We start from the raw sequence: 12,304 nt of genomic DNA on the forward strand, positions 1-12,304 counted from the left end.
TGAGGGCTGTAATAACAGGTGTCGTCCCGGCGAAAGCCGGGAGGTGGATTCACATTCGAAGTGCAACACTTGAGCAAAGGACTCGGCAGGCGTGCGGTAGTCAAGGCATTTGCGCGGGGTTGTTGTAGGCGGCGATGAACTGGCGGAATCTGGCGGTCGAGAGGGTTACGAGATCCGTCTTGCGGGGAATAAAGCGGCGCATCCTGCCGATGGCGTTCTCGATGCCACCCTTCTGCCAGGGGGCATGGGGATCGCAGAAGAAGGTCGCGATCGAGAGGCGGTGCAGCGCCAGGTGACCGGCGAACTCGGTGCCGTTGTCGAAGGTAACGCTCTGGCGCAGCTCTTGTGGAAGGGGCGCGAAGAAGCCCACGAGATGGCGGGCGACACCGCGCGCGACCTTGGTGGCAAGGCGGATGCCGAGCAGCAGCCGCGAGGTGCGCTCATGCACGGTCAGCACGGCCTGACCGTATTTCGAGAACATCATCAGGTCGGCCTCCCAGTGTCCGGGCACGCTGCGGTCGGCCGCTTCGAGCGGCCGATTTGCCAGGGATACACGGCCTTCGATGAAGCTTGCGGGGCTGCCGCCCCGCTTGCCGCGGCAGCCGCGCTTGCTCTTGGCGCGCGGCAGATAGCGCCGCCAGTTGAAGTCCGTGGTGCGCCTGAGTTGGCGATAGATGAAGCGGTAGATGGTCTCGTGGGAGATCACCTTGCGCCCGTACTCGCGGGCCAGCCGGCCAGCGACCTGCTCGGGCGACCAGCCGCGGCGAAGGCGTTGCAACACCGCGCGGCGCAGGCCGGGCTCCCGTTCGAGGCGTCCGCCCGTCCAGCGCCGCGCTCGCATCTGGTGCTGGGCATAGCTCGGCTTGTAGCCGACCTGGCTCCCCCGATTGCGCCTCAGTTCCCGAGAGATCGTTGATGGCGAGCGATCCAGAGCTGCCGCGATTTGCCGGACCGAGCTGCCATTGGCCGATAGGCAGGCAATCTCGCATCGGTCGTCCAGAGAGAGCTGCTTGTAAGTCCGCCCCATGGCAACACCTCCTCAAGGAAGTGTTGCACTTCGTTTGTGAACTCAGGGGACCCATAACCACGAATGTGAGTTATGGCAGGACGCTGGGGCCGCTTCCCCTTCGACAATCAAGATTGGTGGTAATGGGTCCCGGCCCCCGTGCGCAATTGCGCACTAGGTCGGGACGACGCTGGATGGTTTTCGCCGGGACGACGGCGGAGAGAGTGGGGCCGTCACCCCGCCGCCGTCACGCAGTTCACCCACAGCACCACGGCCTTCGCATCGCGCGCGGGATTGGAGAACCGGTGCGGCCTCCGGCTCGCGAATCTGAAGCTGTCGCCTTGCTTCAGAGTCCAGGTCTCCGTGTCCACCGTCAGCGTCATCTCGCCCTGGAGCACGAGGCCGGCCTCTTCGCCGTCATGGGTATAGAACTCGTCGCCGGTGTTGCCGCCGGGCTCGAGATGCACCAGGAACAGGTTGAGCCGGCTCTCGCTGCCGGCCGGGCTCAGCAGCTGCTTTGAAATTCCCGTGCGCCACAGCTTCAGCTCGGCGCGCTGCACCTCGCGGGTCACGATGCCGCCGGCGCCGTCATCCCTGGGCGTCGCGCCGAACAGCGCGGCGATGCCGACGCCGAGTACGTCGGCCAATGTCGCCAGCACGCGCAGCGAGGGCGACGACAGGCCGCGCTCGATCTGGCTGATGAAGCCGATCGACAAATCGGTGCGCGCGGCGACCACCTCCAGCGACATTTCCTTGCTGCGGCGCAGGTCGCGGATGCGGCGTCCGACCGCGAGATCCATCGCCGGCTCCGCCGGCTTGCCGGCCGGTTTCTTGGCCGCGCGGCGTGCCGTTGCGGGCTTCGCTGCCGCGCCTTTACGCATTCTCTTGCCGCCGCTCACGTCAGTCCGCTTCCTTCATGTGCATGAAAACCGCTTGCATTGGCCGCGGTTTCGTGACCACAATTTCATATTGGTGAAAATAGGCCGGAACGGCGTCGACCGCAACCAAAAGCCCGAAACGCGCGGGCGATGCGGCGCCAAGGCCAGCTTCGGGAGGTGTTGCGATGTCGTTTCAGCGTCTCGTCCAGGCCGCGGTGGCGGCGCTTGCCCTTGCCTTGATCGCGCCGTCAGGGGCGCAGCAGGTGCTGAAGGTCGGCTCGACCCCGACCGGCATTCCCTTCACCTTCCTCGACACCAAGTCCAACTCGATCCAGGGCATCATGGTCGATCTCGCCACCGAGATCGGCAAGGACGCCGGCTTTACCGTGCAGATCGAGCCGATGCAGTTCTCGGCGCTGATTCCCTCGCTGACCGCGAACAAGATCGACATCATTGCGGCCGCGATGTTCGCCACCGCCGCGCGCAAGGAGGTGATCGACTTCTCCGAGCCGGTCTACACCTACGGTGAAGGTTTGGTGGTGCCGAAGGCCGACACCAAGGCCTATGCCTCGCAGGAGGATCTGAAGGGCACCGTGGTCGGCGCCCAGGTCGGTACTGCCTTTGTCGACGCGCTGAAGAAGACCGGGCTGTTCAGCGAGGTCAAGGTCTACGACACCATTCCCGACATCCTGCGCGACGTGAATGCGGGCCGTCTCAAGGCCGGCTTCGCCGATTATCCGATCCTCGCCTACAATCTGCAGCAGGGCAATTTCGCCGACGTTCGGCTGGTCGACGGCTACAAGCCGGTCACCGTCGGCACCGTCGCGATCGGTGTCCGCAAGAGCGACACGGAGCTGCTCGCGAAGATCAATGCCTCGCTCGCCAAGCTGAAGGCGAACGGCACGATCGCCAAGATCTTAGAAAAGTGGGGCCAGAAGGCCAACGCATCGTGAGTATTCATGTCCCGAAGTGATCCGTCATCCTGAGGTGCGAGCGAAGCGAGCCTCGAAGGGTCGACGGCCACCAGCCGGGCCGTACATCCTTCGAGACGCGGCGAAGACGCCGCTCCTCAGGATGACGGAGGTAACGTTCGAATAGTGTCGGGACTGGATACGTTTGAGCCGATGCAAAAATTCTTTCATGACGCCGTCGAGTTCGTGCCGATCCTGCTGCAGGGTGTCTGGCTGACCATCGTCGTCACCGTCGGCTCGCTCGTCCTTTCGACCGTGCTCGGGCTGGTGTGGGCCTTGATGCGGGTGTCCGGCATCGGCGTCCTGGTCGGGCTCAGCGCCTCGTTGATCAACGTGATCCGCGGCATCCCGATCATCGTGCTGCTGTTCTACATCTACTTCGTGATGCCAGATTTCGGCATCGCGCTGTCGGCGCTGCAGGCCGCGATCATCGGGCTCGGCATCGCCTATTCGGCCTATCAGGCGGAAAATTTCCGCGCCGGCATCGAGGCGATCGACAAGGGGCAGATCGAGGCGGCGCAGACCATCGGGATGGGCTGGTGGCTCACCATGCGCCGCGTGGTGCTGCCGCAGGCGGTCAGGATCATTTTGCCGCCCTACGGCAACATCATGATCATGATGCTGAAGGATTCCTCGCAGGCGTCCACCATCACGGTGGCCGAGCTGGCGCTGCAGGGCAAGCTGATCGCCTCCTCGACCTTCAAGAACACCAGCGTGTTCACACTGGTGGCGCTGATGTACCTCACCATGAGCATTCCGCTCATCCTGCTGGTTCGGCACTTCGAGAACAAGGCGAACCGCAAATGATCGAGCTCCGCGACGTCCACAAGAGTTTTGGCAAGGTCGAGGTGCTGAAGGGCATCACCGCCTCCGTCGCCAGGAGCGAGGTGGTCTGCATCATCGGCCCGTCCGGCTCCGGCAAGTCGACCATCCTGCGCTGCATCAACGGGCTCGAGAGCTACGATCGCGGCGAAATCAGCGTCGAAGGTGCGCGCGTCGACAGCAATGACCGCTCGATCGTGGCGATCCGCACCCAGGTCTCGATGGTATTCCAGCGCTTCAACCTGTTCCCACATCGCACCGCGCTCGAGAACGTCATCGAGGGGCCGCTTTATGTGAAGAAGGAGCCGCGTGAGCAGGCGATCGCCCGCGGCCGCGCGCTGCTCGCGCAGGTCGGGCTCGCCGACAAGGCGGAGGTGCATCCGCCAAAACTCTCCGGCGGTCAGCAGCAGCGCGTCGCGATCGCGCGGGCGCTGGCGATGCAGCCGAAGGCGATCCTGTTCGACGAGCCGACCTCCGCGCTCGATCCGGAACTGGTCGGCGAGGTGCTGTCGGTGATGCGCAAGCTCGCCGACGACGGCATGACCATGGTCGTCGTCACCCATGAAATGGGCTTTGCCCGCGACGTCGCCGACCGCGTGCTGTTCATCGACGGCGGCGTCATCGTCGAGCAGGGCGCCGCCAAATCCGTCCTCAACCAACCCGAGCACCCGCGCACCCAGGATTTCCTGCGCCGCGTGCTGCATCCGCTGTGAGCAGGTCACCTGTAATGAACGCGCCTATTCGCCTGCCGCTGCCACCGAGCCTCTATGCCGACACCGCGGTGCAGGCGACGCCGACGCCTCAGCTCACAGCGGACAAGAGCGTACCGGTCGCGATCATCGGCGGCGGCTTCACCGGCCTGTCGACCGCGCTGCACCTCGCCGAGCAGGGCGTGCTGGCGACCGTGCTGGAAGCGCAGGAGCCGGGCTGGGGCGCCTCCGGCAACAATGGCGGGCAGACCAATCCGGGACTGAAGCACGACCCCGACCAGATCGAGCAGGATTTCGGCACCGATCTCGGCCGCCGCATGATCGAGTTCTCCTACGGCACCACCAACTTCACGCATGACTTGATCCGCCGCTACCAGATCCCCTGCGAGGCCAGGCAGAACGGCACGCTGCGCGCCGCCTACAACGAGGCCAGCGCAGCGGCGATCGCGACCACGGCGAAGCAATGCATCCGGCGCGGCATGCCGGCGAAGCTGCTCGACGCCGCCGAGATGCGCCAGATGACCGGCAGCGACCGTTACCTCTGCGCCATGCTGGATGCGCGCGGCGGCGACCTGCATCCGCTGAGCTATGCGCGGGGTCTTGCGCGCGCCGCGATCGGGGCTGGCGCCGCCGTCCATGGCGAGACCCCGGCGCTGCGGCTGCGCCGCGACGGCGGCCGCTGGCGGATCGAGACGCCGCGCGCGGTCGTGCTCGCCGACAAGGTGCTGCTCGCGACCAACGGCTTTACCGATGATCTCTGGCCGGCGCTTCGCCGCAGCATCGTGCCGGTGTTCTCGTCGATCGCGGCGACGGCACCGCTGTCCGAGGCGATCGCGCGCGCGATCATGCCGACCCGGCCGGTGCTCTACGAAAGCGGCCACATCACGGTCTATTACCGCATCGACCAGCAAAATCGGCTCTTGATGGGCGGCCGCGGCCCGATGCGCTGGATCAGCAAGCCGACCGACGTCGCTTATCTGATCCGTTACGCCGAGCGGCTATGGCCGCAGCTCAAGGGCGTCAGCTGGACCCACGGCTGGAACAGCCGCCTTGCCATCACCGCCGATCACTACCCGCATGTCCATGAGCCCGCGGAGAATTTGCTGATCTCGCTCGGCTGCAACGGCCGCGGCGTCGCGCTCTCGACCGCGATGGGCGCACAGCTGGCGCGCCGGCTGATCGGCGGCCCCAAGGCCGAGATCGACATGCCCGTGACCGGCATCAAGCCGATCCCGATGCACGCCTTCTGGCGGGTCGGCGTCATCACGGCCGTGCTGACCGGCCGGGTGCGGGACCGCCTTGGTGTGTGAGGCATTTAACACAATTACAGAATGTGCTGGGCTAATCTCGCGCGTCGGATATATTCGCAGTCTTTACTGAAAGGCTGTTCATGCAGTGCGAGCGATGCGGCCGCGCAAACCGGGCTGGCAACGATTATTGTGAAGATTGCGGTGCGCCATTAGGCCTCAAATGTGACTCCTGTCAGCATGTGAACGGGCCCTCCAGCCGCTTCTGCGGCCGCTGCGGCACCGCGCTCGCCGCGGGCAGCGTCCGTCCCGACGCGCCCTCGCAGCGGCTGCTGCGTTCGCTGAGCACCAAGGGCGGCGAACGCAAGAACCTCACTCTGCTGTTTGCCGATATCCGCAACTCGACCAATCTGATCGACAGCCTCGGCGATCCCGAACTCGGGATGCGGCGGCTGGAGCCGGTGCTCGACCTGATGAAGGAAGCGGTCCACCGCTACGACGGCATCGTCAACAAGATCCAGGGTGACGGCGTCATGGCGCTGTTCGGCGCGCCGCCGCGCCCGCATGAAGATCATGCGGTCCGCGGCTGTCTCGCCGCGCTCGCCATGCAGGATTCGGTGGCCAGGCTCGCCGATCCCGGCATGCAGATCCGGGTCGGGCTGCACACCGGCGAAGTCGTCGTTCAAACGGTGGAAAACACAATCTATCAGACCTACGACGCCGCCGGCGCCAACGTCCATATCGCCAACCGGATGGAGCAGATGGCCGATGAGGGGGCGATCCTCATCACGCGGGACACCTATCTCGGCGCCAGGCAATTCGTCGAGGTCATGCCGCTCGGCATGCAGACCATTCGCGGCATCTCCATGCCGGTGGAGGTCTTTCGGCTGACCGGGCTGCTCAGCGCGCCCGCCAGCGACGTTTTCCGCAGCGGCCGCCGCCTGACCTCGATGGTCAACCGGACCGAGCAGATGGCGGCGTTGGAGCATGAGCTGTCGCGTGCAGTTGGCGGCGACGGCCGGGTCGTCGGCATGGTCGGCGACGCCGGCATCGGCAAGAGCCGGCTCTGCTTCGAGTTCGCCGAAAACTGCCGCCGCAAGGGCATTCGCGTCTACGAGGCCCGCGTGCTGGCGCATGGCCGCGCAACACCGTTCCAGCCCGTGCTCGAGCTGTTGCGCGACATCTTCGGCATCCGCGCCAAGGAGCCGATCGAGACATCCCGGCGTCGCGTCATCGACCGCTTCGCCGAGATGGCCGCATCGGAGCAGGAACTGCTGGTGCTGCTCGAATTCCTCGGATTGGCTGATCCGGCGTATCCGGCCCCGAAGCTCGATCCGCGCGCGCTGCGGCTGCAACTGCTCGATCTCGTTCGAACCTTGGTGCATGCGCGCCCCGGCGACACGCCGGCGGTCGTCATGATCGAGGACCTGCACTGGATCGATGCCGCGAGCGAAGAGTTCGTCGAGACGCTGGTCGATGCCATCGTCGGCACCGCGACGTTGCTGGTGGTCAATTTCAGGCCGGGCTTCACGGCACCTTTCATGCAGCGTTCGCACTACCGTCAGATCGCAATACCGCCGCTGCCGTGGTCCGATTCGAACGAGCTGCTCCGCGAGCATTTCGGCAGGCATCCCTCGCTGGCCTCGCTGAGCAGCAACGTCATCGAACGCGCGCAGGGCAATCCGTTCTTCATCGAGGAGCTTGCCAACACCGTCGTGGAGCGCGGCAATGTCGAGGGCGAACGCGGCAACTACCGGCTCAAGCATGGCGTCGATGCGGTGCCGCTGCCCGCAACGGTGCAGGCTGTCGTGGCCGCCCGCATCGATCACCTCGAGGATATCGCCAAGCAGGTGCTGGAGACGGCGGCGGTGATCGGCCGGCTGGTCGCGATGTCGGTGCTGCGTCCGGTCGCGGCGTTGCCGAACGACGATTTGCAGAACGCCATCGCGCAGCTGCGCCAGGCCGAACTGCTGTACGACCTGCCGCCCTACGACAAGGGACTGCTGGCGTTTCGCCATCCATTGATCCAGGAGGTCGCCTACGCAACCCAGTTGCGGTCGCGGCTGACCACGCTGCATGCGACTGTCGCCAAGGCCATCGAGGGCTTCGACTGGGGCAAGCTCGACGAGTTTGCCGGGCTGCTCGCCTATCACTACGAGGCCGCGGGCCAGCCGCTGGAGGCGGTCACCCATTTGCAGCGTGCGGCGCGCTGGATCGGCAAGACCAACTCCGCCGAGGCAATGAAAAGCTGGAAAAAGGTTCGCGCCCTGCTGCAGGACCAGCCCCCGTCCGAATATGTCGATCGGCTGCGAGCGATGTCGAGCGGCCAGATCCTCAACTTCGGCTGGCGTGAGGGCATGTCCGCCGAAGAGGTCAAGCCCTACGCCGAAGAGGCGATCAAATACGCACGCGCGGCGGACCCGGTGCACGAGCCGATCCTGCTCGGCGCCTACGGCAGAATCCTGGCCGCGACCGCGGCGGCCGACGACTATGTCAATCTCGTGCAGGACGCCTTGAAGCTCACCTCCGGCACCGGGGACGTCGGACGGTTTGCGACGGTCAACGCCATGCTGAGCCAGGCGTTCTTCCTGTCGGGTCGTCTTGCCGAGGCGCTCGACGCCGGGCAGGTGGCGGTTGCCGCGATTGCCGAGCAGGGCGGTTTTCACAACAACGTCACACTCGGCCTCAACCCGAACCAGATTCTCGGCTTCGACGTCGAGCACTGGATCAGGTGTCTCGGCACCAGAATTCTGGTGCGGCTCGGCCGGTTCGACGAAGCCGAACGGCGGATCGCCGAGGTGCTGCGGGCCGAGCCGGAGCGCTTCGCCGCCGTCGTGCAGTTCATTCCGCATTTTGCGATGGTGGAGATGGGCTGGAGCCGCGGCCGGCCGGAACTCGCCAAGCCGCATGCGGCGAGGATCGCCGAACTGGCCGAGCAGTCCGGCACGCCCTATCTGCGGGTCGCGGCGCTCGCCAGCGCCGGCCTCGCCAGCGGCGCCGCGGGCGATTTCAAGGTTGCCGCCGCCCAGCTTCAGGAAGCGATCGACTTTGCGCGCTCTGCGCGAGCCGGCCTCGAATTCGAGGCGCGCATGCTGGCGGATCTGGCCGAGGCGCTCTATCGCGCCGCCGACCACCATGCGGCCCTGCAAGCGGTGGACGAGGCGCTGATGGTCGCGCGGCGAAGGACCGATCGCGTCGCCGAGTTGCACGCGACCGTGCTGCGCGGCCTGATCATTTGCGCCTTGGGCAGCACGTCACATGAGGAGCTTGACGAGATTGTCGGCGGCGCTCAGAATCTGCTCGATGTCTCGGGGGCAGTCTATTTCACACCACAACTCGATCAGCTTCGATTGCATCTTGAGCGACGCTAGACGCGACGATTTTTCATTTCTGGAAACAAGGTACTGAGGGGGTTTTAATGGGACGGATGATTCAAGACGATACGACGCGCGATGTCCTTGATCTGCTGAACAAGCGGTTTGGTCCCGGCGGGATCATGGAGATGGTGGAGCTGCAAAAGGAGTTCGACATCTTCTCTCCCAATCATCCCCTCGAACAGTCGTTCCGGCTGATCGGGATCGAGCCGGCCGACCGGGTCGAGCGGAAGCGCTGGTATACTTTCCTCGGCACGCTGAAGGACTATCCTTCCGATCAGCCCAATGTGAGCGGATACAAGCGGGTGGTCCAGGCGTTCCGGCAGGCGCTCACGCAGGGTCCGTATCTGCCGGTGCTCGTTAGCGTTCACGCCATGAAGGAAAATCCGAAGGTGACGTTTGCAGCCGATGGCCATACGCCGCTGATCTACTCGACCCAGTCGTATCGGGTTCTGTCGATCCCGACCAAGCCAAGCCAGGTCGCCCGCAAGGAGCTTGCTGCGATGGCGAAGCAGCGGCGGGCCAAAGCCAAGAAATGAGCAAGACGTGAGCATCGCAGCGGAGACCGCAGGTGTCGGCGCCGAAGGCGACCGGGCGCGGTTCTCCGACCTCTATGCCGATGTCGAATCCTACTACAGCGCGCGGGTCGCCAAATACGGCGCCACCCCGCGCGGAGTGGACTGGTCCTGCCAGGCCACCCAGGACCTGCGCTTCGTCCAGTTGCTGAAGCTCTGCGACTTCTCCGCACCGTTCAGCCTGAACGACATCGGCTGCGGATACGGCGCGCTGTGCGCCTATCTCGCAAGGCGCCATCCGCAAGCGGAGATCGACTATCTCGGGATCGACCTGTCGCTCGCCATGATCAGCCGCGCGCGCCGCCGTTTCTCGGCGCCGGGGCGCCGCTTCAAGGTCGGCAAGGGCGGCCTGCGTCGCGCGACCTATTCGGTCGCGAGCGGCATCATGAATGTCGATGTCGGCGGCTGCCGCCGATCCTGGGAGGCATTTGTCGCCGGGATGCTGGCCGACCTGCGCCGCGCCAGCCTGCGCGGCTTCAGCGTCAACTTCGTTACCGGCGGGACGGAAGGCACGGCGGCCGCCGATGCGTCGCCGGTGCAGCTCTATTGCACCAGCCCCGAGGCGTGGATCGATTATTGCGAACGCGAGCTTGGCTGCACCGTCGAGACCGTCGACGGCTACGGACTGAACGAAGTCACCCTGCTGGCGCGATGTAGGGATTGCTGATCGGGCTGCGGACTATCGCTTGTCCAGAATCCGCAACTCGGCCGTGGCGCTGGCGACCGTTACATCGCTGGCGTCGATCAGATCGGCTTCGACGATCATGTCGCGGTCGGTCTGCGAGATGACCTTCGCCTTGGCCGTGATCGGGCCGACGCGCGCCGGTTTGAGAAACCGCGTGGTGAGGGTCCTCGTCACGACGGTCCGCGTTGCGGGCAGCGCTGCGAGGGCGCCGAGACCGGTGGCTGAATCCAGCATCGCGGCAAGGAAACCGCCCTGGATCGTTCCATGGCGGTTGGTGAACAAGGGTTGCGCCTCGAAACGGACTGTGGCGATTTCACCGTCGAAGCCCAGCCACTCGCGCCCAAGAAGTTGCGCGCCGGGCGGCACGTCTGCGCTTGCTTCACTCAAGCCGGTCACCGCAATTGTTGTCGGTCCAAAAGTATCAGAGCGTCTGGCTCATGCAATGTCCGCGGGCGCGGGTGGCGAAAGGCGGCAAATCACTGAGTGGCGCGACCTTTTGCAGATCGTGTCGCGAGAATGCGAGCGTGTGACTCACAGGTCGTGCAACACATTCACTGTCGTCCCGGCGAAGGCCGGGACCCATAACCACCGATGGTCGTTGTTTCGCGATGCTGGAACGACGAGCGCGATCCACAATTCTCGCTGCGGCGTATGGGTCCCGGCCTGCGCCCATAGGCGCTAAGATAGTTTGATCATAGTCTGATAGTGGCGCTTATGTCTGGGTGGCTCGCGTAGATGTCGCCGGAGAGCGTGACTGGCTCTGCAGAGTAGAGCGATTGCGGGCTGTGGAATGATCGCTTGCCGTAGCGAAGCGACGAGCTGGCGCAGCAGACGCCACGTCACTGGGTGGGTCAGGCGGCGTCGGGCAAGCGGGGAGAGTCTTCGAGTTCGTCGACGAGCGGCTCGAGCAATAGAATGATCAGCAGATGAGCGAGGATATGGGGTCTGGCGGACCGCTCGTCGGTTCCGGGAGGTCCCTTCAGGCCAATCAGGCTTTTCAGCCGCTTGAAGCCGAGCTCAATGCGCCATCGCAGCCGATAGAGGGCGAGGATATCTGCAGTCGTGAAGTCCTCTGGCCTGAGTGAGGTCACCAGGATCACCCAATCTGCGGCGTCAAGTGTTTGCCTGGAGAGCTGATGACCTCCCTTTTGTGCAGTCCGGCGCGCCTTGCGTCGCGCAGCCGCAGCAGCTTGCGCCGGCTTCTTCGCGGCAACCAGACGCACTGCGAGCGGCGGCGCACCTGACTTGCGCTTTATCCAAATCGGCCGATCGATCAGGCCACGCGCCGAGGCGTTGCGCAGTTCGGCAGTGAGGTCAACAAGATTACCTTCGGCATCGAGCCAGCGCGCGCTCTTCCAGCCGGCCCGGATCACGAAGTCTGCATCGGCATCGACGAGATGCGCCATGCGCTCCGGTTGCAGATAGGCGCGATCGGCAAGACGGATCTCACCGGCAACCGCCGGTATCCGATCCAGCGTCTCGCCCGCTCGCTGATCGGTCAGCTCGAAGTGACCAAAGCGCTCCTGCGGAAGATCGAACGCGCTATGGATACGCCACACTGCGTTCTTGTTCCTGCCGCTCGTCCCAGCCTTGGGGACCGTCGTGGCGTCAACAATACGGATCAGACGACCGCGGCTCGCCTTCGGCGCCGCGTCGGCAAGCGCCTGCTCGACCAAGATTGCCAGCCAATCTCCGCACTGACGTAAGCGATACAACAGAGCCACGTTGGAGATATCGACAAGCCCAACCGACGTGGCCCATGCCGCCGTCAACCGCAGCCCTTTCTCACCAAGGCAATAAGCCAAGATCAGGCGCAGCAAGTCGACCGCATTGCTGATCTCCCGCGGACGGACAAACGCCTTCGTCTTGCGCGCGCTAATGTTCAGAGCCTCGGCTCCGCCAAGTCGGGCGACAACGCGCGCCCAATCTTTGTTCACAAGCGATTCGTGTGCCATTCCATCTTGGAATCACAAACGAATCCAAGGCGCAAATCCTATTTTAGCGCCTATGGGCCTGCGCCGGGACGACGGTGGAGA

The 12,304-nt window shown here is 64.7% G+C and carries 10 protein-coding genes and 1 pseudogene; 7 read left to right on the forward strand and 4 right to left on the reverse strand.

What is annotated here, in order from left to right; translation table 11 throughout:
* Positions 1-42: 42 nt before the first annotated feature.
* Positions 43-1,027, reverse strand: a pseudogene (locus ACVWZM_RS30510) (IS30 family transposase); the annotation flags it as partial.
* Positions 1,028-1,239: 212 nt separating this feature from the next.
* The gene (locus ACVWZM_RS30515; protein ID WP_253638938.1) at positions 1,240-1,887 is read right to left on the reverse strand and encodes a cupin domain-containing protein; all 648 of its coding nucleotides are present in this window, start codon (positions 1,885-1,887) and stop codon (positions 1,240-1,242) included.
* A gap of 182 nt (positions 1,888-2,069) precedes the next feature.
* Here ACVWZM_RS30515 and ACVWZM_RS30520 point away from each other — a divergent pair, with 182 nt between their 5' ends.
* The 7 genes from ACVWZM_RS30520 to ACVWZM_RS30550 all read left to right on the forward strand — a co-directional run bounded on the left by ACVWZM_RS30520 (position 2,070) and on the right by ACVWZM_RS30550 (position 10,250).
* Positions 2,070-2,837: an ABC transporter substrate-binding protein gene (locus ACVWZM_RS30520; RefSeq protein ID WP_057015171.1), complete on the forward strand. Its 768-nt coding sequence runs from the start codon at positions 2,070-2,072 to the stop codon at positions 2,835-2,837.
* Positions 2,838-3,008: 171 nt separating this feature from the next.
* Positions 3,009-3,662 carry an amino acid ABC transporter permease gene (locus ACVWZM_RS30525; RefSeq protein WP_057015170.1) on the forward strand — a complete coding sequence of 218 codons (654 nt, stop codon included), beginning with the start codon at positions 3,009-3,011 and terminating at the stop codon, positions 3,660-3,662.
* Positions 3,659-4,390, forward strand: a complete 732-nt coding sequence (locus ACVWZM_RS30530) for an amino acid ABC transporter ATP-binding protein (protein WP_076823713.1) — start codon at positions 3,659-3,661, stop codon at positions 4,388-4,390. Before ACVWZM_RS30525 ends, ACVWZM_RS30530 begins: the two co-directional genes overlap by 4 nt.
* Before the next feature lie 14 nt (positions 4,391-4,404).
* On the forward strand, positions 4,405-5,697 hold the full coding sequence (locus ACVWZM_RS30535; RefSeq protein ID WP_076823716.1) for an NAD(P)/FAD-dependent oxidoreductase: 1,293 nt from the start codon (positions 4,405-4,407) through the stop codon (positions 5,695-5,697).
* 80 nt (positions 5,698-5,777) lie between these two features.
* Entirely contained in the window at positions 5,778-9,005 is a 3,228-nt protein-coding gene (locus ACVWZM_RS30540) for an adenylate/guanylate cyclase domain-containing protein (protein WP_076823719.1), read from the forward strand.
* A gap of 47 nt (positions 9,006-9,052) precedes the next feature.
* Complete coding sequence (locus ACVWZM_RS30545) at positions 9,053-9,547, forward strand: hypothetical protein (protein ID WP_057015167.1); 495 nt, start codon at positions 9,053-9,055, stop codon at positions 9,545-9,547.
* A 7-nt stretch (positions 9,548-9,554) separates the two neighbouring features.
* The gene (locus ACVWZM_RS30550) at positions 9,555-10,250 is read left to right on the forward strand and encodes a class I SAM-dependent methyltransferase (protein WP_083714852.1); all 696 of its coding nucleotides are present in this window, start codon (positions 9,555-9,557) and stop codon (positions 10,248-10,250) included.
* A 12-nt stretch (positions 10,251-10,262) separates the two neighbouring features.
* On the opposite strand, the gene ACVWZM_RS30555 is transcribed toward ACVWZM_RS30550, so the two are convergent.
* Both ACVWZM_RS30555 and ACVWZM_RS30560 read right to left on the reverse strand, forming a co-directional pair.
* Positions 10,263-10,664: a PaaI family thioesterase gene (locus ACVWZM_RS30555; RefSeq protein ID WP_244558637.1), complete on the reverse strand. Its 402-nt coding sequence runs from the start codon at positions 10,662-10,664 to the stop codon at positions 10,263-10,265.
* A 455-nt stretch (positions 10,665-11,119) separates the two neighbouring features.
* A complete protein-coding gene (locus tag ACVWZM_RS30560) occupies positions 11,120-12,205 on the reverse strand; it encodes an IS4 family transposase (RefSeq protein ID WP_456851881.1) in 1,086 nt (361 codons plus the stop codon).
* Positions 12,206-12,304 lie beyond the last annotated feature (99 nt).

Source organism: Bradyrhizobium sp. USDA 4501 (genome assembly GCF_054062115.1).

Excerpts from the sequence above, each read along its gene's own strand:
- ACVWZM_RS30535 (WP_076823716.1), top strand. The coding sequence starts at position 4,405 with ATGAACGCGCCTATTCGCCTGCCGCTGCCACCGAGCCTCTATGCCGAC.
- ACVWZM_RS30520 (WP_057015171.1), top strand. The coding sequence starts at position 2,070 with ATGTCGTTTCAGCGTCTCGTCCAGGCCGCGGTGGCGGCGCTTGCCCTT.
- ACVWZM_RS30540 (WP_076823719.1), top strand. The coding sequence starts at position 5,778 with ATGCAGTGCGAGCGATGCGGCCGCGCAAACCGGGCTGGCAACGATTAT.
- ACVWZM_RS30525 (WP_057015170.1), top strand. The coding sequence starts at position 3,009 with ATGCAAAAATTCTTTCATGACGCCGTCGAGTTCGTGCCGATCCTGCTG.
- ACVWZM_RS30515 (WP_253638938.1), bottom strand. The coding sequence starts at position 1,887 with ATGCGTAAAGGCGCGGCAGCGAAGCCCGCAACGGCACGCCGCGCGGCC.
- ACVWZM_RS30530 (WP_076823713.1), top strand. The coding sequence starts at position 3,659 with ATGATCGAGCTCCGCGACGTCCACAAGAGTTTTGGCAAGGTCGAGGTG.
- ACVWZM_RS30545 (WP_057015167.1), top strand. The coding sequence starts at position 9,053 with ATGGGACGGATGATTCAAGACGATACGACGCGCGATGTCCTTGATCTG.